The sequence below is a fragment of the Streptomyces sp. SCSIO 30461 genome (assembly GCF_037023745.1).
Taxonomy (GTDB): domain Bacteria; phylum Actinomycetota; class Actinomycetes; order Streptomycetales; family Streptomycetaceae; genus Streptomyces.
The window spans coordinates 3080048-3102007 of sequence record NZ_CP146101.1 but is presented as its reverse complement, the minus strand read 5'-3'; the positions used below and the strand labels follow the sequence as shown (position 1 = coordinate 3102007).

Annotated in this window: 20 protein-coding genes; 12 read left to right on the top strand and 8 right to left on the bottom strand. The window is 69.1% G+C overall.

Annotation, left to right across the window (positions count from 1 at the left end; translation table 11 throughout):
- The first annotated feature begins 303 nt into the window (after window positions 1-303).
- The 9 genes from V1460_RS13655 (at window position 304) to pssA (ending at window position 11399) form a co-directional block, all read left to right on the top strand.
- Window positions 304-2103, top strand: coding sequence for a 3-hydroxybutyryl-CoA dehydrogenase (locus V1460_RS13655; protein ID WP_338673996.1), 1800 nt, complete (start codon window positions 304-306; stop codon window positions 2101-2103).
- Window positions 2104-2206: 103 nt separating this feature from the next.
- Entirely contained in the window at window positions 2207-3073 is an 867-nt protein-coding gene (locus V1460_RS13650) for a TetR family transcriptional regulator (protein ID WP_338678033.1), read from the top strand.
- Window positions 3074-3545: 472 nt separating this feature from the next.
- Entirely contained in the window at window positions 3546-4883 is a 1338-nt protein-coding gene (ccrA, locus tag V1460_RS13645) for a crotonyl-CoA carboxylase/reductase (protein WP_338673995.1), read from the top strand.
- A 20-nt stretch (window positions 4884-4903) separates the two neighbouring features.
- Entirely contained in the window at window positions 4904-6937 is a 2034-nt protein-coding gene (locus V1460_RS13640) for a protein meaA (RefSeq protein ID WP_338673994.1), read from the top strand.
- Complete coding sequence (locus tag V1460_RS13635; protein WP_338673993.1) at window positions 6934-7953, top strand: CoA ester lyase; 1020 nt, start codon at window positions 6934-6936, stop codon at window positions 7951-7953. The genes V1460_RS13640 and V1460_RS13635 overlap by 4 nt, the downstream gene beginning before the upstream one ends.
- A 14-nt stretch (window positions 7954-7967) precedes the next feature.
- Window positions 7968-8492 (top strand): MaoC family dehydratase, encoded by a 525-nt coding sequence (locus tag V1460_RS13630; protein ID WP_338673992.1) that lies wholly within the window; start codon window positions 7968-7970, stop codon window positions 8490-8492.
- Between the two features lie 2 nt (window positions 8493-8494).
- Entirely contained in the window at window positions 8495-9700 is a 1206-nt protein-coding gene (locus tag V1460_RS13625) for an acyl-CoA dehydrogenase family protein (protein ID WP_338673991.1), read from the top strand.
- Window positions 9701-9871: 171 nt separating this feature from the next.
- Window positions 9872-10528, top strand: a complete 657-nt coding sequence (locus V1460_RS13620) for a phosphatidylserine decarboxylase (protein WP_338673990.1) — start codon at window positions 9872-9874, stop codon at window positions 10526-10528.
- Window positions 10515-11399: a CDP-diacylglycerol--serine O-phosphatidyltransferase gene (pssA, locus tag V1460_RS13615; RefSeq protein WP_338673989.1), complete on the top strand. Its 885-nt coding sequence runs from the start codon at window positions 10515-10517 to the stop codon at window positions 11397-11399. The genes V1460_RS13620 and pssA overlap by 14 nt, the downstream gene beginning before the upstream one ends.
- Window positions 11400-11552: 153 nt before the next feature.
- On the opposite strand, the gene V1460_RS13610 is transcribed toward pssA, so the two are convergent.
- Window positions 11553-12119 carry an ATP-binding protein gene (locus tag V1460_RS13610; protein WP_338673988.1) on the bottom strand — a complete coding sequence of 189 codons (567 nt, stop codon included), beginning with the start codon at window positions 12117-12119 and terminating at the stop codon, window positions 11553-11555.
- A gap of 165 nt (window positions 12120-12284) precedes the next feature.
- Between V1460_RS13610 and V1460_RS13605 the strand changes: the two genes are divergently transcribed.
- Together V1460_RS13605 and V1460_RS13600 are read left to right on the top strand one after the other, a co-directional pair.
- The gene (locus V1460_RS13605) at window positions 12285-12518 is read left to right on the top strand and encodes a DUF397 domain-containing protein (protein WP_338678032.1); all 234 of its coding nucleotides are present in this window, start codon (window positions 12285-12287) and stop codon (window positions 12516-12518) included.
- Window positions 12519-12609: 91 nt separating this feature from the next.
- Window positions 12610-13512 (top strand): helix-turn-helix transcriptional regulator, encoded by a 903-nt coding sequence (locus tag V1460_RS13600; RefSeq protein WP_338673987.1) that lies wholly within the window; start codon window positions 12610-12612, stop codon window positions 13510-13512.
- An 88-nt stretch (window positions 13513-13600) separates the two neighbouring features.
- Here V1460_RS13600 and V1460_RS13595 read toward each other — a convergent pair whose 3' ends face one another.
- Together V1460_RS13595 and V1460_RS13590 are read right to left on the bottom strand one after the other, a co-directional pair.
- Window positions 13601-14413 (bottom strand): SAM-dependent methyltransferase, encoded by an 813-nt coding sequence (locus V1460_RS13595; protein ID WP_338673986.1) that lies wholly within the window; start codon window positions 14411-14413, stop codon window positions 13601-13603.
- Window positions 14414-14743: 330 nt separating this feature from the next.
- Window positions 14744-15892: a glycerate kinase gene (locus V1460_RS13590; RefSeq protein ID WP_338673985.1), complete on the bottom strand. Its 1149-nt coding sequence runs from the start codon at window positions 15890-15892 to the stop codon at window positions 14744-14746.
- A gap of 140 nt (window positions 15893-16032) precedes the next feature.
- Here V1460_RS13590 and V1460_RS13585 point away from each other — a divergent pair, with 140 nt between their 5' ends.
- On the top strand, window positions 16033-16767 hold the full coding sequence (locus tag V1460_RS13585) for a Sir2 family NAD-dependent protein deacetylase (RefSeq protein ID WP_338673984.1): 735 nt from the start codon (window positions 16033-16035) through the stop codon (window positions 16765-16767).
- Here the strand turns inward: V1460_RS13585 and V1460_RS13580 are convergent.
- The 5 genes from V1460_RS13580 to V1460_RS13560 form a co-directional block, all read right to left on the bottom strand.
- On the bottom strand, window positions 16741-17256 hold the full coding sequence (locus tag V1460_RS13580) for a methylated-DNA--[protein]-cysteine S-methyltransferase (protein ID WP_338673983.1): 516 nt from the start codon (window positions 17254-17256) through the stop codon (window positions 16741-16743). The genes V1460_RS13585 and V1460_RS13580 overlap by 27 nt on opposite strands.
- A 17-nt stretch (window positions 17257-17273) precedes the next feature.
- Window positions 17274-18752 carry an AlkA N-terminal domain-containing protein gene (locus V1460_RS13575; RefSeq protein WP_338678031.1) on the bottom strand — a complete coding sequence of 493 codons (1479 nt, stop codon included), beginning with the start codon at window positions 18750-18752 and terminating at the stop codon, window positions 17274-17276.
- Between the two features lie 234 nt (window positions 18753-18986).
- Window positions 18987-19772: a VOC family protein gene (locus V1460_RS13570; RefSeq protein WP_338673982.1), complete on the bottom strand. Its 786-nt coding sequence runs from the start codon at window positions 19770-19772 to the stop codon at window positions 18987-18989.
- A gap of 206 nt (window positions 19773-19978) precedes the next feature.
- Window positions 19979-20497, bottom strand: a complete 519-nt coding sequence (locus tag V1460_RS13565) for an O-acetyl-ADP-ribose deacetylase (protein WP_338673981.1) — start codon at window positions 20495-20497, stop codon at window positions 19979-19981.
- A gap of 7 nt (window positions 20498-20504) precedes the next feature.
- Window positions 20505-21920 carry an NAD(P)/FAD-dependent oxidoreductase gene (locus V1460_RS13560; RefSeq protein ID WP_338673980.1) on the bottom strand — a complete coding sequence of 472 codons (1416 nt, stop codon included), beginning with the start codon at window positions 21918-21920 and terminating at the stop codon, window positions 20505-20507.
- Window positions 21921-21960 lie beyond the last annotated feature (40 nt).

The following is a 21960-nucleotide window of genomic DNA, read 5'->3' as shown; positions in this document are numbered from 1 at the left end:
TCGCTTGCCCCATTCGGGGACTGGCGCGCTCGTTACCCGCCAGTTAAGCTCAGCTGAGCGGGTACCCCCCGTTCCACTCCCGGTGGCCTGGTGACGCAGCCACCGTGAGGTATCCCGCGCCGGACGGCGTGGGGAGTTGTCGGTTCGGCAGTACGGCGTGACCCCGGGACAGGGTCCGTCTCCTTCCACCGCGCCCGTCGCGGTGGCACCACGACACGCATCGCCGCGCGTTCGGGCACGCCTCTCGCAATTCCCGCACACACGCGCTCTCCCTCAGTCGTCACTCATTTCTGGAGTCCCGTGATGGACACCCCTCTCTCTTCTCCCGCATACCTTTCGACCATCGCCGTCGTCGGTCTCGGCACCATGGGCACCGGCATCGCCGAGGTGCTGGCCCGCTCGGGCCGCGAGGTCATCGGCATCGACATCAGCGACGCAGCCGCCCGCCACGCGGTCGCCGCACTCGAAGCCTCCACGGCCCGAGCGGTGGAACGCGGGCGGCTCACCGAGGAGGAGCGCCGCGACGTCCTCGCGCGCTTCCGTACCTTCTCGGACCTCCAGGCGGCTGCCGAAGCGGATCTCGTGATCGAGGTCGTCAACGAGGACTACGAGACCAAGCAGCAGGTGTTCCGCGAGCTGGACGGCATCGTCCGTCCGGAGACCATCCTCGCCACCGGCACCAACGCCCTGTCCGTCACCCGGCTCGCCGCCGACTCGGCCCGCCCCGAGCGGGTGCTCGGCCTGCACTTCTTCAACCCGGCCCCGGCGATGAAGCTGGTCGAGGTGGTCTCATCGGTGCTGACCGCCCCGAAGGCCGTCGATACGGTCACCGCGCTCGCTCGCGACCTGGGCAAGGAGCCTGTCGCCGTCGGCGACCGGCCCGGCTTCGTCGCCGACGGACTGCTCTTCGGCTACCTCAACCAGGCCGCCGCCATGTACGAGGCGAACTACGCCTCCCGCGAGGACATCGACGCCGCCATGAAGCTCGGCTGCGGCCTTCCGATGGGCCCGTTGGCGCTGCTCGACCTGATCGGCATCGACACGGCCCGTACCGTCCTGGACGCGATGTACGCCGAGTCCCACGACCGGCTGCACGCCCCGGCGCCCATCCTCAAGCAGCTCAGCGAGGCGGGCCTGACCGGCCGCAAGTCGGGCCGCGGCTTCTACACCTACGAGGCGCCGGACAGCGCCACGGTGGTGCGGGACGCACTCACACCGCCGGAGGCGGCGGAGACCGGCGCGGGGCGCCCGGTGGGCTCGGTCGGCGTGGCCGGCTCCGGCACCATGGCCAGCGGTATCGCCGAGGTGTTCGCCAAGGCGGGCTACGACGTGGTGCTGGCCGCCCGCAGCCTGGAGAAGGCCGAGACCGCCAAGGCGCGTATCGCCAAGTCGCTTTCGCGCTCCGTCGACAAGGGCCGGATGACGGCCGAGGTGCGGGACGAGACGCTGGCCCGGATCACCCCGGCGGGTTCGCTGGACGCCTTCGCCGAGGTCGATCTGGCCCTGGAGGCGGTCGCCGAGGACCTGGAGATCAAGCAGCAGTTGTTCGCCACCCTCGACAAGATCTGCAAGCCGGGCGCGGTGCTGGCCACCACCACCTCATCGCTGCCGGTCGTGTCCTGTGCGCGCGCGACCTCGCGTCCGCAGGATGTCGTGGGCATGCACTTCTTCAACCCGGCTCCGGCGATGAAGCTGGTCGAGATCGTCCGCACAGTGCTGACCGCGGACGACGTGCACGCCACCGTGCGCGAGGTCACCGCGAGGATCAGGAAGCACCCGGTGGACTGCGGTGACCGTGCGGGGTTCATCGTCAACGCACTGCTGTTCCCGTACCTCAACAACGCGATCAAGATGGTGCAGGAGCACTACGCGACCCTGGACGACATCGACACCGCGATGAAGCTCGGCGGCGGCTACCCGATGGGCCCCTTCGAGCTGCTCGATGTGGTCGGTCTCGATGTCTCGCTCGCCATCGAGAAGGTGCTGCACCGCGAGTTCCGCGACCCGGGTCTGGCGCCCGCTCCGCTGCTGGAGCACCTGGTGGCCGCGGGCTGCCTGGGCCGCAAGACGGGTCGCGGCTTCCGCGAATATGCCCGGCGCTGATTCCGGCCGGGCACAGGGGGCGGGCTGGGGCGGGCTGCTCGACGGCACGGGCGGCTCGTCCCCGCAGGAGCGGCCCCCCGAGCGGATGCAGTACGTTCAGATCATGTCCCAGCCCGCTGACGCCCCCCGACGGCCTTCCAGGTCCGCCGCCTCCGCACCCGACGCCCCGGAAAGCGCCGCCGGCAGCCGCGCCGCCGCCCAGCGCCTCAAGATGCGGCGGGAACTGGCCGCGGCGGCCATGGAATTGTTCGCCACGAAGGGGTACGAGGCGACGACGGTCGACGAGATCGCCGCGACGGCCGGGGTCGCGCGGCGGACCTTCTTCCGGCACTTCCGCTCCAAGGAAGAGGCGATCTTCCCGGATCATGACGACACCCTGGTGCGCGCGGAGGCGGTGCTCAATGCCGCACCACCGCACGAGCATCCGCTGGACACCGTGTGCCGCGGCATCAAGGAAGTCATGAAGATGTACGCCTCCTCGCCTGCGGTCTCCGTGGAGCGCTACCGCCTCACGCGGGAGGTGCCCACCCTCCGGGAGCGTGAGATCGCCTCGGTGGCCCGCTACGAGCGCCTGTTCACCCGGTACCTGCTAGGGCACTTCGACGAGCGGGACCATCACACGGGCAATGACGACCCGCTGCTGGCCGAGGTGGCCGCGTCCGCCGTCGTGACGGCGCACAACCACGTGCTGCGCCGCTGGCTGCGGGCGGGCGGTCAGGGCGATGTGGAAGCACAGCTGGACCACGCCTTCGACATCGTCCGCGAGACCTTCGGTTCGGGTATCGGAGCGGGTCGCACGAGCACGGGCATCGGCACGGGCACAGGCACGGGCACCGAATCCGATCGGGCGCCCACGGCAGCGGCCCAGGTGCAGGCTGCGGGTGGCGAGGTGCTGGTGGCGGTGGCGCGCACGGACGCCCCGCTGTCCGAGGTGATGCGCACCATCGAGCAGGCGCTCAAGAAGCGCTGAGGCAGGTCCGCGAAAGACACGAAACGCGGGACACCGAGAGGTTCACCACACGAGTTTTCACGAATGCACACGGTGACGGCTGCCCTTCGGGGCGGCCGTTTTCCCTGTTCAGGGCCCCGATTCGATCGATCATCGCTCATATGTAATCGCCGGATTGCATCTGAGTGAAATTCTTGGCACGCAGTGTCTTGCGGCCTGGCACGGGGTGCCATACGTTGATGTTGTCCGGGCGGCCGGCGTACAGACAACTGTCGTACGTCGGCTGTCCCCGCAAGCCACCCGGCTCGCGCGCCCGGACGCCTGCGTCACAGGCACCTCACGCGCCCACAAGCGCCGCCGAGCACCACACCCGCCGAACCGACGGCACACCTCCACAGCAGCAAGCCCCGACGTTCCCCCTCAGCGTTCTCAGCGTTCGCCTGAGCGTTCCTCCCCCGGACTCCCGCCGGGCGGACCCCCTGGAGGCATCACCGTGAAGGAAATCCTGGACGCGATCCAGTCGCAGGACACCACGTCCGCCGACTTCGCCGCACTCCCGCTCCCCGAGTCGTACCGAGCGGTGACCGTGCACAAGGACGAGGCCGAGATGTTCGCGGGCCTCACCACACGCGAGAAGGACCCGCGCAAGTCCCTGCACCTGGACGAGGTCCCGCTTCCCGAGCTCGGCCCCGGTGAAGCACTCGTCGCCGTGATGGCCAGCTCCGTCAACTACAACTCGGTGTGGACCTCGATCTTCGAGCCGGTTTCGACCTTCAACTTCCTGGAGCGCTACGGACGCCTCTCGGAGCTCACCAAGCGACACGACCTGCCGTACCACGTCATCGGCTCCGACCTCGCGGGCGTCGTGCTGCGCACCGGCCCCGGCGTGAACGCCTGGAACGCCGGCGACGAGGTCGTCGCGCACTGCCTCTCCGTCGAGTTGGAGTCCTCGGACGGCCACAACGACACGATGCTCGACCCCGAGCAGCGAATCTGGGGCTTCGAGACCAACTTCGGCGGCCTCGCCGAGATCGCCCTGGTGAAGTCCAACCAGCTGATGCCCAAGCCCAAGCACCTGAGCTGGGAGGAGGCGGCGGCGCCCGGCCTGGTGAACTCCACCGCCTACCGCCAGCTCGTCTCGCAGAACGGCGCGGGCATGAAGCAGGGCGACAATGTGCTGATCTGGGGCGCCAGCGGCGGCCTGGGCTCCTACGCCACCCAGTTCGCGCTGGCCGGCGGCGCCAACCCGATCTGCGTCGTCTCCAGCGAGCAGAAGGCGGACATCTGCCGCTCGATGGGCGCCGAGGCGATCATCGACCGCAACGCCGAGGACTACAAGTTCTGGAAGGACGAGCGCACTCAGGACCCGAAGGAATGGAAGCGCTTCGGCAAGCGCATCCGTGAGTTCACCGGCGGCGAGGACATCGACATCGTCTTCGAGCACCCGGGCCGCGAGACCTTCGGCGCCTCCGTGTACGTCACCCGCAAGGGCGGCACCATCACCACCTGCGCCTCGACCTCGGGCTACATGCACGAGTACGACAACCGCTACCTGTGGATGTCGCTGAAGCGCATCATCGGCTCGCACTTCGCGAACTACCGCGAGGCGTGGGAGGCCAACCGCCTGATCTCCAAGGGCAAGATCCACCCCACCCTCTCGAAGACCTACCGCCTCGAAGAGACCGGCCAGGCCGCCCACGACGTGCACCGCAACGTGCACCAGGGCAAGGTCGGCGTGCTGTGCCTGGCCCCCGAGGAGGGCCTGGGCGTGCGCGACGAGGAGATGCGCGCCAAGCACATCGACGCCATCAACCGCTTCCGGAACATCTGAGCGAGCCAGAGGTCCATCAGATGACAGAGCGTCAGATCGCCAACGGGCGGCAGCCGAAGGACCGGCCGTGGCTCATGCGGACGTACGCCGGCCACTCCACGGCCGAGGCGTCCAACGAGCTGTACCGGCGCAACCTGGCCAAGGGCCAGACCGGTCTGTCGGTCGCGTTCGACCTGCCGACCCAGACCGGCTACGACCCCGACCACATCCTCGCCCGCGGCGAGGTCGGCCGGGTCGGGGTCCCGGTCTCGCACCTCGGTGACATGCGGAGGCTGTTCCAGGACATCCCCCTGGAGCAGATGAACACCTCGATGACCATCAACGCCACCGCCATGTGGCTGCTGGCGCTCTACCAGGTGGTCGCCGAGGAGCAGGGCGCCGACATCACCAAGCTCCAGGGGACGACGCAGAACGACATCGTCAAGGAGTACCTGTCGCGCGGGACACATGTCTTCCCGCCCGGGCCCTCGCTGCGTCTCACCACCGACATGATCACCTACACGGTGGCGAACATCCCCAAGTGGAACCCGATCAACATCTGCAGCTACCACCTCCAGGAGGCGGGAGCCACCCCTGTCCAGGAGATCGCGTACGCGATGTCCACCGCGATAGCCGTGCTGGACGCGGTGCGCGACTCAGGACAGGTGCCGCAGGAGAAGTTCGGTGATGTCGTCGCCCGTATCTCCTTCTTCGTGAACGCGGGAGTCCGCTTCATCGAGGAGATGTGCAAGATGCGCGCCTTCGGGCGCATCTGGGAGAAGGTCACCAGCGAGCGCTACGGAATCGAGAATCCGAAGCAGCGCCGCTTCCGCTACGGCGTCCAGGTCAACTCGCTCGGGCTGACCGAGGCGCAGCCGGAGAACAACGTCCAGCGCATCGTGCTGGAGATGCTGGCGGTGACCCTCTCCAAGGACGCCCGTGCCCGCGCCGTGCAGCTTCCGGCCTGGAACGAGGCCCTGGGCCTGCCCAGGCCCTGGGACCAGCAGTGGTCGCTGCGCATCCAGCAGGTACTCGCGCACGAGAGCGACCTGCTGGAGTACGAGGACATCTTCGCGGGCTCGCATGTCATCGAGGCCAAGGTGGACACCCTGGTCGCGGAGTCGCTCGCGGAGATCGACCGCATCCAGGAGATGGGCGGCGCGATGGCTGCCGTCGAGTCCGGCTACCTCAAGTCACAGCTGGTGTCCTCGCACGCCGAGCGGCGAGCCAGGATCGAGGGCGGCGAGGAGAAGATCGTCGGGGTCAACATCTTCGAGACCACCGAGCCCAACCCGCTGACCTCGGACCTCGACACCGCGATCATGACGGTGGACCCGGCGAACGAGGCGCGGGTCGTCGCCAAGCTCCACGAGTGGCGCGACGACCGCGACGAGAACCGCGCTCAGGAGGCCCTAGCAGGGCTGAAGGCGGCGGCCGCCGGTGACACCAACCTGATGGCCGCCACCGTGGAGTGCGCCCGCGCGGGCGTCACCACCGGCGAGTGGGCCTGGGCGCTGCGGGACGTCTTCGGCGAGTTCCGCGCCCCGACGGGCGTCTCGTCCGCACCGGTCGCGGTGACCGCCGAGGAGGGCACCCCACTGGCCGTCGTCCGCGAGAAGGTGTCCCGCACCGCCGACGAGATGGGCGCGGGACGGCTGCGGCTGCTGGTCGGGAAACCGGGACTGGACGGCCACTCCAACGGTGCCGAGCAGATCGCCGTGCGCGCGCGTGACGCGGGCTTCGAGGTGGTCTACCAGGGCATCCGGCTGACCCCCGAGCAGATCGTCGACGCCGCGCTGGCGGAGGACGTGCACTGCGTGGGTCTGTCGATCCTTTCCGGCTCGCACGCCGAGCTGGTGCCCGACGTACTGCGGCGCCTGCGCGAGGCCGGCGCGTCCGACATCCCGGTGATCGTGGGCGGGATCATCCCGAACAGCGACGCCGAGGATCTGAAGCGCGCGGGTGTGGCCGCCGTCTTCACACCGAAGGACTTCGGTATCACCGAGATCATCGGACGTATCGTCGACGAGATCCGGAAAGCGAACAAGCTCGACCCCCTGGAGGTCCCCGCATGACCGCCCACCCGTCTCCCACCACCGCCCTTGCGGGGAGCGGCTCCGCCGCGCAGCTCCCGACGGTCGACCGGCTCCGTCCGCGACGCTCCTGCCTCGCGGTCCCCGGTTCGAACCCGCGCTTCCTGGAGAAGGCCCAGGGGCTGCCGGCCGACCAGGTCTTCCTGGACCTGGAGGACGCCTGCGCGCCGCTGGCCAAGCCCGAGGCCCGGCACACCATCGTGAAGTTCCTGAACGAGGGTGACTGGACCGGCAAGACGCGTGTCGTACGGGTGAACGACTGGACTACCCACTGGACGTACCGCGATGTCATGACGGTCGTCGAGGGCGCGGGGCAGAACCTCGACTGCATCATGCTGCCGAAGGTCCAGAGCGCCGAGCAGGTCGTCGCCCTGGACCTGCTGCTGACGCAGATCGAGAAGACCATGGGCTTCGAGGTCGGCAAGATCGGCATCGAGGCGCAGATCGAGAACGCCCAGGGCCTCAACAACGTGAACGCGATCGCCCAGGCCTCGCCGCGGGTGGAGACCATCATCTTCGGCCCGGCCGACTTCATGGCGTCCATCAACATGAAGTCCCTGGTCGTGGGTGAGCAGCCGCCCGGCTACCCGGCGGACGCGTACCACTACATCCTGATGAAGATCCTGATGGCCGCCCGCGCCAACAACCTCCAGGCGATCGACGGGCCCTACCTCCAGATCCGCAACATCGACGGCTACCGCGCGGTCGCCCAGCGCGCCGCCGCCCTCGGCTTCGACGGCAAGTGGGTGCTGCACCCGGGCCAGGTCGAGGCGTCCAACGAGATCTTCTCGCCCTCCCAGGAGGACTACGACCACGCCGAGCTGATCCTGGACGCGTACGACTACTACACGTCCGAGGCGGGCGGCAAGAAGGGCTCCGCGATGCTCGGCGACGAGATGATCGACGAAGCCAGTCGCAAGATGGCCCTGGTCATCTCGGGCAAGGGCCGGGCAGCCGGTATGCAGCGCACCACCAAGTTCGAGACCCCCGTCGAGTAGGAGCCCTGAGCGGCATGCAGTTCGGACGCACATACGAGGAGTTCGAGGTCGGTGCCATCTACAAGCACTGGCCCGGGAAGACCGTCACCGAATACGACGACCATCTCTTCTGTCTTCTCACCATGAACCACCACCCCCTCCACATGGACACCAACTATGCGGAGAAGACGACGGACTTCGGCAAGAACGTCGTGGTGGGCAACTACATCTACTCGCTGCTGCTCGGCATGTCCGTGCCGGACATCTCGGGCAAGGCGATCGCCAACCTGGAGATCGAGTCACTGAAGCATGTGGCACCGACCTTCCACGGCGACACGATCTACGGCGAGACCACGGTGCTGGACAAGTGGCCGTCGAAGTCCAAGGACGACCGCGGCATCGTCTACGTGGAGACCAAGGGCTACAAGCAGGACGGCACCATGGTGTGCGTGTTCCGCCGCAAGGTGATGGTCCCCACCGAGACGTACACCAAGGAGCGCGGCGGCGAGCAGCCCGGCCGCCCCGAGCTGATCGAGCCCACGAAGAAGGCGGAGAAGTAGTCATGGCCCGACTCGCCCAGACCGCCGGTCTGACCGATGTCCAGCAGGAGATCCTGAGCACCGTCAGGGACTTTGTCGACAAGGAGATCATTCCGGTCGCGACCGAGCTGGAGCACCGGGACGAGTACCCGCAGGAGATCGTCGACGGGCTCAAGGAGCTCGGACTCTTCGGACTGATGATCCCGGAGGAGTACGGGGGCCTGGGCGAGTCCCTGCTCACGTACGCGCTCTGCGTCGAGGAGATCGCCCGCGGCTGGATGTCCGTCTCGGGCATCATCAACACCCACTTCATCGTGGCGTACATGCTCAAGCAGCACGGCACCCAGGAGCAGAAGGACCACTTCCTGCCCCGTATGGCGGCCGGCGAGGTGCGCGGCGCGTTCTCGATGTCCGAGCCGGGCCTCGGCTCGGACGTGTCCGCGATCACGTCCAAGGCGGTGAAGGACGGCGACGAGTACGTACTGAACGGCCAGAAGATGTGGCTGACGAACGGCGGCTCGTCCACACTGGTGGCCGTTCTGGTCCGGAGTGACGAAGGACACCCCGAAGGCAGCGCCCCGCACAAGTCGATGACGACCTTCCTGGTCGAGAAGGAGCCGGGCTTCGGCGAGGTCCGCCCCGGCCTCACCATCCCCGGGAAGATCGACAAGATGGGCTACAAGGGTGTCGACACCACCGAGCTCATCATGGACGGCTTGCGCATTCCAGCCAATCGGGTACTCGGCGGCACGACCGGTCGCGGCTTTTACCAAATGATGGACGGCGTCGAGGTCGGCCGGGTCAATGTCGCGGCACGTGGCTGCGGTGTCGCCCAGCGCGCCTTCGAGCTGGGCGTCTCCTACGCCCAGCAGCGCAACACCTTCGGCAAGCCGATCGCCCAGCACCAGGCCATCCAGTTCAAGCTGGCCGAGATGGCTACCAAGGTCGAGGCGGCCCATGCCATGATGGTCAACGCGGCACGCAAAAAGGACTCCGGGGAACGAAACGACCTGGAGGCAGGGATGGCGAAGTACCTCGCCTCCGAGTACTGCAAGGAAGTCGTCGAGGACGCCTTCCGGATCCACGGCGGCTACGGCTTCTCCAAGGAGTACGAGATCGAGCGCCTCTACCGCGAGGCCCCGATGCTGCTGATCGGCGAAGGTACCGCCGAGATCCAGAAAATGATCATTGGTCGTCGGCTTCTCGAGGAGTACCGACTCCAGGGCTGAATGTCGCTTCTGAGTCGGTTCGGCCGCGAAGAAGATCACACCGAGTCATCTTCTTCCGGCCGCCGACTCAAGTTGCGGCTTGCCCAGTTGCGGTGCGCAACCGATACCATCTTCGGAAAGCCGCCGTCCCCCGTGTTGCCAGCGCGGCATCATCCGCTACGAAGGTCATCCATGCCCCACAGCCAAACCTCTGCACCTCGCGACAGCCGCTTCGGCGTACGCATTGCACGCGGAGCATCGCCGTGGCTTCTGCCGACCGTCGCGACCGCGGCCCTGAGCCTGGTGCGCGCGCGCCGGTCGAAGCGCGCCGCGGCCATCGCCGTGCCCACCACCGCTCTGGCGGCGGGCATGCTGTGGTTCTTCCGCGACCCCGAGCGCGAGATCACCCAGGGCCGGGTCATCTCCCCTGCCGACGGTGTGGTGCAGAGCATCATGCCGTGGAAGGACGGACGGACCCGCGTCGCCATCTTCATGAGCCCGCTGAATGTCCATGTCAACCGCGCCCCGCTCGCGGGGACGGTCACGTCCGTCGAGCATGTGCCGGGTGGATTCGTTCCCGCCTTCAACAAGGAGAGCGAGAACAACGAGCGGGTGATCTGGCACTTCGACACCGAGCTCGGTGACATCGAGATGGTGCAGATCGCCGGCGCCGTGGCGCGCCGTATCGTCCCGTACCTCCCTCAGGGCACCAAGGTCGAGCAGGGGGACCGCATCGGCCTGATCCGCTTCGGCTCCCGTGTCGACATCTACCTCCCGGAAGGTGTCGAGGTCGGGGTCGAGGTCGGCCAGGTCACTACCGCGGGGGTGACTCGCATTGACCGTGATTGATCCCGACACACAGGCGGGCTGGGTCCCGGAGGCGGACGACTTCGAGACCGACTCTGGCTCAGGGGCCGCGGACGAAGCGGAGGAGATGCCGCTCTCACTGCGACTCTCGATAGCGGACACCCTCACGCTCGGTAACGCGACCTGCGGATTCATGGCGGTGTACTTCACCACCACCGGAATCCTCATCCCGCACCTCGTCGGCAGCGGCGAGAGCGGTATGGCGCGGCATTCCGCCGCGACGGCCGTGATCCTGATGCTGTGCGCCGCGGTCTTCGACCTCTTCGACGGGATCGTGGCACGCAAGCTGCGCAGCTCGCCGATGGGTGCCGAGCTGGACAACCTGTCCGACCTGATCAGCTTCGGGCTGGCGCCGGCGTACTTCGTGCTGGTCTACGGCATGGTCGCCGACGACGCCCACCAGAAGGTCTCGGCACTGGCCGCGATCGTGGTGTTGCTGGCGGTGGTGCTGCGGCTGGCGCGCTTCTCGTGCGTCACACTGAAGGACGGCATGTTCCAGGGCATGCCGAGCCCCTTCGGCGCGCTGACCGTGGTGTCGATCGTGCTGCTGGAGCTGCCCTTCATCCCGACCCTGCTGGCGATCATCGGCACGGCGTGGCTGATGGTCAGCCGGGTCGAGTACCCGAAGCCGCGGGGCAAGCTGGCGGTCGCGATGCTCAGCTGGATCGTGGGAGCCATGGGGCTGCTGGCGGCGTGGGCGTTCGACGCTCCGGGTGGTCAGCTGCTGCTCCAGACCGGCTGTGCACTTCAGATCGTGCTGGCCGCGACGATCCCGCTGTTCGCCACGGCGCGGAGGGTGAACACCTTCCGCGACAACCGCCGCGAGGCGCGGGCCACGGCGCAGCTGCCGTAGCCCTATTCCGAGCAGGACCGGGAAGGCCCCGGGTGCGAGTGGATCGCACCCGGGGCCTTCGTCATGACCACGGGGTCGGGATCGTGGCGTTCTTGCAGACTCGGATGCCGCGAACTCCAGGGGGACGGTGACCGGCGCGAGGTCGACCGGGATTCAGTTCGCCCGGCCTGGGAGCGCCAGGCTCGCCCACACGGCCTTGCCCAGGGGCGGGGTGAGGGACCAGGACCAGCTGTCGCTGAGCGCCTCCACGAGAGCCAGCCCCCTGCCCCCCGAAGCCCAGGGGGCAGGGATCCGGAGCGAGGGCTGCGGGCGCGGCGGGACCGGGCTCGGGTCGGTGAGGGTGCAGACGATCTGACCGGGCCGGCGGTAGAGACCCAGCCAGAGCGGATAGGCGTCCTGTGCCGGACGCCCGGGTTCGAGCGCGTGCCGGACTGCGTTGGTCACCAGCTCGCCGGCCACCAGCGCCATGTCGGGGACGAGCGCGGCCACTCCCCAACCGCGCAGGGTGACATCGACGAAGCGCCTCGCCTGAAGCGCGTTCCGCGGTTGCCCGTCGAGGCCGCAGGCGGCGAAGTTGTCCGCTCCGAAGCCGTGCTCCAGGTGGAGGTCGGGACCCGACGGTGATCGTTCATACGTCGGATTCGCGCCGAGTTCCACGGGTGAGTGCCAGTCGGCACGGTCGGAAACGGTGCTCGCGCTGGCTGACATGTAGATCGTCACTGGTCATGTCCCCCTGAAACCTTCGGAGTTCGACGCTGCGGCGGCCGATGCCGAACGAGTATTGTCGAGCGCACACCGAAAATGCAATTGCATCTGAGATTGCATTGGCTGGTTCCGAGGCGACCCTACACAACTGCACAAACCGACGAAGAGGGGTTGAAGGACATGGAGTTCTCCAATGGGATGCGAGCGGACGCATTGACGTCAGCCACCTGGATCAAGAGCAGTCACAGCAACGCCACCGGCAACTGCGTGGAGCTGGCCGCACTCCCCGACGGCGGCGTCGCGATGCGCAACTCCCGCGATCCGCACGGGCCGGCGCTGATCTATACGCGCGACGAAGTCGCCGCCTTCGTCGCGGGGGCCCGGGATGGCGACTTCGACGCCATGATTGTCTGAATCCCGACGGGACGCGGTCCGCAGACCCGTGGCTCAGGCCCGTGCGTGCGGGATAGTGTCAGCGTCTTCCCCTCGTCCGCAGGAGCATGCGATGGCCGCAGCAGAACCGAGCACGCCGTTGTTCATGAGTCCGCTGGGAGCGGTCGAGGGCAACCCGACCGCTCTGAAGCTGATCCTGGGCGGAAAGCTACGCGAACTCCGCGTCAACGCGAAGCTCGACCCCTCTGCTGTCGACACCCGTCTCGGCTTCTCACGCTCCAAGACCAGCCGCCTGGAACTCGGACGCCACGGCTGCAAGCCCCCCGACGCGCTCGCCCTGTTGAACCTCTACGGGGTGCGCGACGAGGTCCGTGTCGCCGAGTTCCTGCGCCTGGTGGAGCAGTCACGTAGGCCGGACTGGTGGCACTCCTTCAGCGACGTCCTGTCCGACTTCTTCACGCCCCTGGTCGCGCTGGAGGGGGCGGCATCGACGATCCGTACCTACGAGCCCTTCTACGTACCGGGACTCCTCCAGACCGAGGAGTACGCACAGGCGGTGATCCAGTCCGGCCCATCCAGGCTGTACGCGCACGAGGTGGGTCGCCGGGTCGATCTGCGCCGGGAACGCCAGCGGCAGCTGGCACAGCCGGACGGCCCACGACTGTGGGCGGTGATCGACGAGTCCGTGCTGATGCGCACGGTCGGCGGACCTGAGGTCATGCGGGATCAGCTCAACCACCTGATAGAGATGACGGAGCAGCCCCGGATCACCTTGCAGGTGGCCCCGCTGGCGGTCACGGCGTCGGTCGGCGTGGGCACGGGGCTGACGTATCTGCGTTTCGCCTTGCGGGACTTGAAGGACGCCGTCTATATCGAGCACCTGACGGACAGCACCTTCAGCCAGAAACCGCAGGTCGTGGAGCAGTACCGCGACATGATGGACCGACTCGGAGCATGCGCGCTCACCCCCAGGGAGACGCGGGCGCTCGTCGAGGAGCGGCTCGACGCCCTGTGATCACCGCGGCGGATCGCCGAGACCGCCTGTCGTCCCCTGCCGTACAGCCGGGGGACGACAGGCGGTCTCGGCGATCCGCCCGCACGGTCTACACGAGTCGGCCGACGCCGCCCCACTCGATCCACTCGTCCGTCTGCTGCACCGGGGCGAGATCGTTGTCCGGACGCCAGGTGGACACCTCGACCAGCCCGGGCTTCAGGATCTCCAGACCGTCGAAGTACGCCGTGACCTCGTGCTCCTCACGCACTCTGCCCCAGTGCCCGCCTGTCGCCTCGGCCATGAAGTCGGTCACGAACTTGCGGATCTCGGGCCGTTCACTGACGAGCTGACACACCACCAGGAAGCTTCCGGGTAGCAGCCGTTCAGCGACCCCGCGCACCAGGGCGGCCGGATCGGACTCGTCCGGAATGCAGTGCATCACCGAGACGAACAGGGCGGCGACCGGCTGGCTGAAGTCTATGAGCCGGGTCGTCTCCTCATGGCCGAAGATTTCCTCGGTGTCCCGCATGTCGGCCTGGATGACGGCGGTTCGGTCGTTCTCCTCAAGCAGTGCACGGCCGTGCGCCAGAACGATCGGATCGTTGTCGACGTAGACCACACGCGACTGCGGGTCGACGGCCTGGGCGACCTGGTGCACGTTGTCCTGGGTCGGCAGTCCTGAACCGTGGTCGATGAACTGCCGCACGCCGTAGTCGGTGGCCAGCGTCCTCACGACGCGCCGGAGGAATCGGCGGTTGTTGACGGCGAGCACCTTGGTGCTGGGGACCTGTTTGAGCAGTTCGACACAAGCGTCCCGGTCGGACTGGTAGTTGTCGTCACCTCCCAGGAGGTAGTCGTACATCCGTGCCACGCTCGGCACGTTGGTGTCGATGGCGTCCGGGCGCCACGACTCGCGTTGCATCCAGTCCTCATTCACGTCAGTGGGATTCGGAATCGGAACCTGAGAGATGCACATGCTAGGGAGGCACGGGGAGCCGGTACAGGCCGTTCTCGAGGCGGCGAAAGGCGAGCGACGCCTTTCGGCCACCGCGGGCACGTACGGCCACGAGCACGGGACGGCCGGTGACACATGGCGGTGTACCCGCTCTGTCCTCACGCCTCGGCACGGCCTCAAGTCCAGTCGCGAGTCGTGCCGTCGGGGGTCGCGGTGGGCGGGGTGCCTCTCCGGAGCGACGACGTGGCGCCGACTGCACGAGTGGTCAGGCACAGGAGTCCGTGGCCCTCAAAGGGATCAGGTCGGCCCTTCGCCCGCCGGCAGGAAGTCCCGCGCGATGTTCTCGGCCGCGCGTTCCAGCAGGGGGCCCGCCTGCGCCATGCAGAGCGCCGGGTCGGGCTCCAGGTCCAGCAGCGGATAGGCACGGGCGATACCGGCCGCGCTCAGTGCCTCCTGGGTGAGCGCCAGTCGGCCGCAGACCGCGACGACGTCCTTGCCCGCGGCGCGCGCCGCCGCCGCCACGCCGGCCGGGGCCTTGCCGTGGAGGGTCTGCTCGTCCAGGGAGCCTTCGCCGGTGATCACCAGAGTCGCCCTGTCCAGGGCGCTGCCGAAGCCCAGGATGTCGAGCATCACCTCGATGCCGGGCCGAAACCCCGCACCGAGTGCCACCAGAGCCCCGTATCCGATTCCCCCGGCCGCTCCCGCGCCCGGCGCTTCCGCCGCCTCGGGTCCGAGCACCGACGCGTAGTGGGCCAGCGCCTCGTCGAGTGCGGCGACATCCCCCGGGGTCGCGCCCTTCTGCGGGCCGAAGACCGCGGGCGCGCCCTTCGGCCCGGTCAGCGGGTTGTCCACATCGCTGGCGAGAACGAGCTCGACGTCCCCGAAGCGGGCGTCGAGACCGGACAGATCCGCGGTCACCAGATCACCCAGGGCACCGCCGCCCGGCCCGATCGGCCTGCCGTCGGCGTCCAGGAATCGAGCGCCCAGAGCGGCGAGCATCCCGGCCCCGCCGTCCGTCGTGGCGCTGCCGCCTACCCCGAAGACGATCGTCCGTGCCCCGGCGTCGAGCACCGCGCGGAGCAGCTCGCCCGATCCGTAGGTCGTCGCGGTGAGCGGCGCGAAAACGCCGTCGGGCAGATGTTGGAGCCCGGACGCCTCCGCCATCTCGACCACCGCTGTGGTGCCGCGCAGGGCGTACGCCGCCGTCAGCGGCTCGCCGAGCGGACCGGTCACCGCCACTTCTCGGCGCTCGAAGCCCGCCGCGACCGCGGCCGCCACAGTGCCGTCGCCGCCGTCGGCGACCGGGAGGGTCTCCACCACGAGCCCGGGAACCACCCGCCGTAGCCCCGCGGTCACCCGCTCGGCGACCTGCACGGCCGTGAGTGAGCCTTTGAACTTGTCCGCCGCGACGAGAACGCGCGCGGCGGTAACTGCTCCGTTCGTCACCTTGCATCCCTTGCTTTCGAACAGGCAGTCGCGCCGCCCCGACCCTATCCGCAGCCCCTGACGGCCGCCACCCCTCATTGATTCCTTGATCCACGGAAAATCGACTCGCGGCCCTACCACGGGGTACATACGCTCGCCACATGACGCTCGTGGCGATCCTCAGCGGTGCCGGTATCTCGACGGACTCCGGCATTCCCGACTACCGCGGGCCGAACGGGCTGTGGCGGCGCGACCCGGAAGCCGAGAAGCTGGTCACCTACGACTACTACATGGCCGATCCGGAGATCCGGCGCCGCTCCTGGCGCATGCGCCTCGACGGTCCGGTGCTGCATGCCGAGCCGAACATCGCCCACCGCGCCATCGCCGAGTTCGAGCGCGGTGGGAGCCCGGTCCGAGTGATCACCCAGAACGTCGACGGGCTGCACCAGTTGGCCGGGGTGTCCGCCCGCAAGGTCTTCGAACTGCACGGCACCGCCCGGACGGTGGTGTGCACCCGCTGCCATGCCCGTTCGCCGATGGCGGACGCCCTGGAGCGGGTGCGGGCGGGCGAGGCCGATCCGCCCTGCACGGCATGCGGCGGAATCCTCAAGTCCGCGACAGTGATGTTCGGTCAGCCGCTCGATCCGGTGGTGCTGGGCGAGGCGATGGGAATCGCCAAGGCGTGCGAGGTCTTCATCGCCGTGGGCACGAGCCTTCAGGTGCAGCCCGCCGCGTCACTCGCGGGGATCGCGGTCGAGCACGGGGGCCGACTGATCGTGATGAACGCCGACCCCACCCCGTACGACGAGCTCGCCGACGAAATCGTCCGCGAGCCCATCGGCACGGCGTTGCCTTCGCTGCTGGAGCGGCTACGCGCCTCCTCCGGCACGGCCTAGGGGCGTGTTGTCCGGAGCTCCGCGTTCGAAGGCCAGCAGCCGCTGCTTGCGGTCGAGTCCGCCGCCGTAGCCGGTGAGGCTGCCCGATGCCCCGATCACGCGGTGACAGGGCACGATGATGCCGATCGGGTTCCTGCCGTTGGCGAGCCCGACGGCGCGCGATGCCCCGGGGTTGCCGAGAGCGTCGGCGAGGTCGCCGTAGGAGCGGGTCTCGCCGTAAGGGATGGCGCGGAGCTGGGCCCAGACGCTGAGCTGGAACGGGGTGCCGGACAGGTGCAGTGGCAGATCGAAGTGCGTCAGCTCGCCCGCGAAGTAGGCGTCGAGCTGGCGCACGACCTCGCCGAAGGGACCGGAGTCCGGCTGTCCGAAGGTCTCATCGGCGGGGCGGTGCCGCTGGCCGGTCATATAGAGGCCGCTCAACACGGAATCCGTGGCGACGAGCATGAGCGGGCCGTACGGGCTGTCGACCAGGGTGTGGGTGCGGGTCATGATGGCGGCTCCGGAAGTCAGCGGACGGGCAGACGGTTGACCGGGTGGTCGCCGGTCGCCCACAGGTACTGGACGGCGTAGGCACGCCAGGGGCGCCAGGCGGTGGCGCGCGCGGTCAGGGCCGCCGGGGACGACGGGAGGCCGCGCTCCGCGGCGGCGCGGCGGATTCCGAGGTCGGTCGGGAGGAAGGCGTCGGGGTCACCGAGCGCGCGCATCGCGATGACTTCGACGGTCCAGGGGCCAAAGCCGGGCAGCTCGCCGAGCCGGGCGCGGGCTTCGTTCCAGTCGCTGTCGACCCCGAGGCTCAGGGTGCTGTCGGCGAGCACGCCGATCAGTGTGGCGAGGCTGGTGCGGCGGCTGCGTGGGAAGCTCAGGGCCTCGGGGTCGAGGCCGGCGAGGGCCCGAGGCTCGGGGAACAGGTGGGTGAGCCCGCCTTCGGGGTCGTCCACGGGAGTGCCGTGGGCTGCGACCAGCCGTGCGGCGTGCGTCCGTGCGGCGGCGGTGGAGACCTGCTGCCCCAGCACGGCCCGTACGGCGAACTCCGCCGCGTCGACGGTACGCGGTACCCGCCTGCCGGGCGCCTTGTCGACCAGCGGTGCCATCAGCGGATCGGCGCGCAACTGCTCGTCCACGGCGACCGGGTCGGCGTCGAGGTCGAGGAGGCGGCGGCAGCGGCTGATGGCGAGGGTGAGGTCGCGTGGGTCGGTCAGGGACAGCCGGCATGCGATGTGGTCCGGGCGCGGGGCCAGGGAGACGATGCCGTGCCCGTGCGGCAGCGTGAGCGTGCGGCGGTACGCGCCGTCCCGCCACTCCTCCACTCCCGGCACCCCGGTGGCGGCGAGGTGCCCGAACAGGTTGTCCGGGTTCAGCGGAGCACGGAACGGCAGACGCAGGGCGAGCACACCCGGGGTCGCGGCGGGTGCCGCGCCACGTCGGGCGGCCCGGGTGCGCAGCTCGCTCGGAGAGAGCGCGAAGACCTCGCGGACGGTGTCGTTGAAGCTGCGGATCGAGGAGAAGCCGGCCGAGAAGGCGACTTCGGCCATGGGGAGCGCGGTGGTCTCGATGAGCAGCCGCGCGGTCTGGGCACGCTGCGCCCTCGCCAGTGCGAGTGGGCCCGCACCGACCTCGGCGAGCAGCTGCCGCTCGATCTGCCGGGTCGAGTATCCGAGACGGGCAGCGAGTCCGGGGACGCCCTCGCGGTCGACCACTCCGTCCTGGATCAGCCGCATGGCCCGGGCGACGGTGTCGGCACGTGCGTTCCACTCGGGTGATCCCGGGCTGGTGTCGGGCCGGCACCGCTTGCAGGCCCGGAAGCCTGCCTGCTGGCAGGCGGCGGCGCTGGGGTGGAACACCATGTTCGCGGGCTTGGGCGGAACAGCCGGGCAGCTGGGCCGGCAGTAGATCCCGGTGGTCAGGACGGCGGTGAAGAACCAGCCGTCGAATCTGGCGTCCTTGGACTGTACGGCCCGTACGCAGCGCTCGGTGTCGGTGTGCATGGCGGGATGCATGGTTCAAGCATCGGCCACGGACCACCCGCCGGCTGGCGGAAATACGACATCACCGTTCCGCTGCCAGGGGCGTCCCGGATTTGCCTGTTCCGCGGGTACAGCCCATTCGGCCCATGACACGGACCGGCTCCGACCAACGGTCGCCGTCGGTCGGAGCCGGTCGCAGAAGGTTCATGCGCGAGACCTCAGCCGTCCCACATCATGCCCCTCGTCCCTCGTTTCTCAGTGCGATTCGCCCCCGGCGGCAGGGCCCATCAGCGCGAACCGGGCCCCCTGGTCGTCCACCACGTGGGCGGACCGGCCGAACGGGCTGTCCGACGGCTCGCGGGTCACTGTGCCGCCCAGCTCCCGGACCTTGGCCACCGCGGCGTCCGTGTCCGCGACCTTGAAGTAGACCAGCGCGTGGGCCGGAAGCTCCGGCGGGTAGTACTCGTTCATCTGCAGGCGCCCGGCGACCGGGTACTGCTGCCCCGGCAGCGTCCAGAGCTTGAAGTCGAACTCGGCACCCTCGGCGACCTGCTGCCCCGCGTACCCGAAGACGGTCTCGTAGAACGGATCGACCCTCTCCTTGTCGCGGGTGTAGATCTCGGGCCAGAAGAACGAGCCGGGCTCGCCCTGCACGGCGAAGCCTGCCCGGGCGCCCTCCTGCCACGCCCCGACGACAGCACCTCCCGGGTCGGTGAACAGCAGCTGGGTGCCCGCGTCGCCGACCTTGGTGGGGCCGTCGACCAGTTTTCCGCCCGCCGCCGCCACCCGGTCGGCGAGGCTCGCGACATCGGGAGCCGCGAAATGCAGGTTCCAGGCGGCGACGGGCTCCTGGCCGGACGGAACCGGGAACATCCCGGCCGCGCTCCTACCCTCGAGCCGCGCCTCGTGGTACGAGCCGAACTCCTCCCCGGAGTCTTCGAACGTCCAGCCGAACAGCCCGCCGTAGAAGCGCCGCCCCGCCTCCAGATCCGGAAGCATCGCATCCACCCAGCAGGGTGCGCCCTCAACGAAACCGGCCATCAAACTTCTCCCTTGCACCGTCCGTACCGAGCACCACACGCTAGGCGGACCGCCTCGATGCGCACTCGCGCATCGCTGGCGCCGGGCCTCGGCCGAGGTCCCGGGCGCCATGGGGTGCCGGGTTCGGAGCTTCCGTGTGCTGCCCGGCCCGCGCTTGTGCGCGGTCCTGACGGGGTGGTGAGGGCACCGGGCTGCGAACCGCCGGGTCAGCCGGCGTACAGCTCGAACGCCGCGTACGCCTGGCGGTCGAAGAGCACGAAGCGGACCTCCTCGACGGATGTCGGCGTGCCGCGCACCGTCTCCACCGCGATTCTGGCGCCGTCCTCCATCGGCCAGCCGTAGATGCCGGTGGAGACGGCGGGGAAGGCGACGGTCCGCGCCCCGAGCTCATCGGCGACCCGCAGGGACTCGCGGTAGCAGGAGGCGAGCAACTCGGAGCGGTCCTCGCTACGGCTGTGCACCGGCCCCACGGTGTGGACCACCCAGCGCGCGGGCAACCGACCCGCGGTGGTGGAGACCGCCTGCCCGGTCGGCAGGCCCTTGCCGTAGTGCGAGGCGCGCAGCTTTCGGCACTCCGCCAGGATCTCGGGACCTCCGCGCCGGTGGATGGCGCCGTCGACCCCGCCACCCCCGAGGAGCGAGGAGTTCGCGGCGTTGACGATGACGTCGGCTTGCTGCTCGGTGATGTCGCCCTGGACGAGGGTGATCACGGGTGCGGTACTCATACCGCCATCATCGTGCGCGCAGCCGCCGCCACACCGCCTTGGCGGCATTGTGGCCGGACATCCCGTGGACGCCCGGCCCCGGCGGGGTCGCCGACGAGCACAGGAACACGGCGGGATGCGGCGTCGAGTACGGGAAGAGGGAGAGCTTGGGGCGCAGCATCAACTGGAGCCCGCGGGCGGCTCCGCAGGCGATGTCGCCGCCCACGTAGTTCGCATTGCGTGCGGCCATCTCGGGCGGCCCCGCGGTGGCCCTGGCGAGTACGCGGTCACGGAAACCTGGCGCGAATCGCTCGATCTGTCGTTCGATCGCGTCGGTGAGGTCGCCCTCCCAGCCGTTCGGGGCGTGGCCGTACACCCAGAAGACGTGCTTGCCCTCAGGAGCACGCGACGGGTCCACCAGGCTGGGCTGCGCGGTGATCAGGAAGGGTGTGTGGGGGGCACGGCCGCCCGATGCCTGGTCCAGGGCGGTGGCGATGTCCCGGCTGGCTGGACCGATCTGCACCGTCCCGGCTCTCCGGGGATCATCGGCGGTCCAGGGCACGGGGCCGTCGAGTGCGTAATCGATCTTGAAGACGCTCGCACCGTACCGGTAGGCGTCGTAGTAGCGGCCCAGGCCCGCGATCCGGGCGAGCGCGGTCGGTGAGGTGTCGAAGACATAGGCACGTGCGGGGGGTAGGTCATCGAGACGCTTGATCTCGGTGCCGGTGTGCACGGTCCCCCCGAGATCGCGTACATAGACGGCGAGGGCGTCCGCGATGGACTGCGAGCCACCGCGCGGCAGCGGCCAGCCGCCTGCATGGGCGGCGAGGGCGAAGACCAGCCCGACGGCGCCGGTGGCGATGCCGCCCAGCGGGGCGATCACATGCCCGACGAGACCGGCGAAGAGGGCCCGGGCGCGGTCGTCGCGGAACCTCCGCATCAGCCAGGTGGCCGGTGGCAGTCCGTCGACACCGAAGCGCGCCAGCGTGAGCGGGTCGCGGGGCAGCGCGGTCAGCGGCAGTGCCATGAAGTCCCGCGCGAGGCTGTCCCACTTCCCCAGATAGGGGGCGACCATGCGGCGGTACGTCCCGGCGTCCCGCGGCCCGAAGGAGGCGGCGGTCTCGGCGACCGACCGGGACAGCACCGCTGCCGTGCCGTCGTCGAACGGATGGGCCATGGGGAGCGGAGGATGCAGCCACTCCAGCCCGTAGCGCGCCAGCGGCATGGCTTTGAAAGCCGGGGAACCGATGCCCAGCGGGTGCACGGCAGAGCACGGGTCATGGCGGAATCCGGGCAGGGTGAGCTCTTCGGTCCTGGCTCCCCCACCCACCGTGTCCCGGGCCTCGAACACCGCGACCGAGCACCCGCGGCGGGCCAACTCGGCGGCGGCGGTAAGCCCGTTGGGCCCCGCGCCCACGACGACGGTATCGAGCATCGACGGCACCTTCGGTCTCCTTCGTCCACCGGTGACCAGGGGACCCAGC

Coding starts and splice junctions, on each gene's coding strand:
- V1460_RS13575 (WP_338678031.1), bottom strand. CDS start 18,752: ATGCACACCGACACCGAGCGCTGCGTACGGGCCGTACAGTCCAAGGAC.
- V1460_RS13585 (WP_338673984.1), top strand. CDS start 16,033: ATGACGCTCGTGGCGATCCTCAGCGGTGCCGGTATCTCGACGGACTCC.
- V1460_RS13580 (WP_338673983.1), bottom strand. CDS start 17,256: ATGACCCGCACCCACACCCTGGTCGACAGCCCGTACGGCCCGCTCATG.
- V1460_RS13605 (WP_338678032.1), top strand. CDS start 12,285: ATGGAGTTCTCCAATGGGATGCGAGCGGACGCATTGACGTCAGCCACC.
- V1460_RS13640 (WP_338673994.1), top strand. CDS start 4,904: ATGACAGAGCGTCAGATCGCCAACGGGCGGCAGCCGAAGGACCGGCCG.
- V1460_RS13635 (WP_338673993.1), top strand. CDS start 6,934: ATGACCGCCCACCCGTCTCCCACCACCGCCCTTGCGGGGAGCGGCTCC.
- V1460_RS13650 (WP_338678033.1), top strand. CDS start 2,207: ATGTCCCAGCCCGCTGACGCCCCCCGACGGCCTTCCAGGTCCGCCGCC.
- V1460_RS13625 (WP_338673991.1), top strand. CDS start 8,495: ATGGCCCGACTCGCCCAGACCGCCGGTCTGACCGATGTCCAGCAGGAG.
- V1460_RS13620 (WP_338673990.1), top strand. CDS start 9,872: ATGCCCCACAGCCAAACCTCTGCACCTCGCGACAGCCGCTTCGGCGTA.
- V1460_RS13600 (WP_338673987.1), top strand. CDS start 12,610: ATGGCCGCAGCAGAACCGAGCACGCCGTTGTTCATGAGTCCGCTGGGA.
- V1460_RS13630 (WP_338673992.1), top strand. CDS start 7,968: ATGCAGTTCGGACGCACATACGAGGAGTTCGAGGTCGGTGCCATCTAC.
- V1460_RS13595 (WP_338673986.1), bottom strand. CDS start 14,413: ATGCAACGCGAGTCGTGGCGCCCGGACGCCATCGACACCAACGTGCCG.
- V1460_RS13565 (WP_338673981.1), bottom strand. CDS start 20,497: ATGAGTACCGCACCCGTGATCACCCTCGTCCAGGGCGACATCACCGAG.
- V1460_RS13655 (WP_338673996.1), top strand. CDS start 304: ATGGACACCCCTCTCTCTTCTCCCGCATACCTTTCGACCATCGCCGTC.
- V1460_RS13570 (WP_338673982.1), bottom strand. CDS start 19,772: ATGGCCGGTTTCGTTGAGGGCGCACCCTGCTGGGTGGATGCGATGCTT.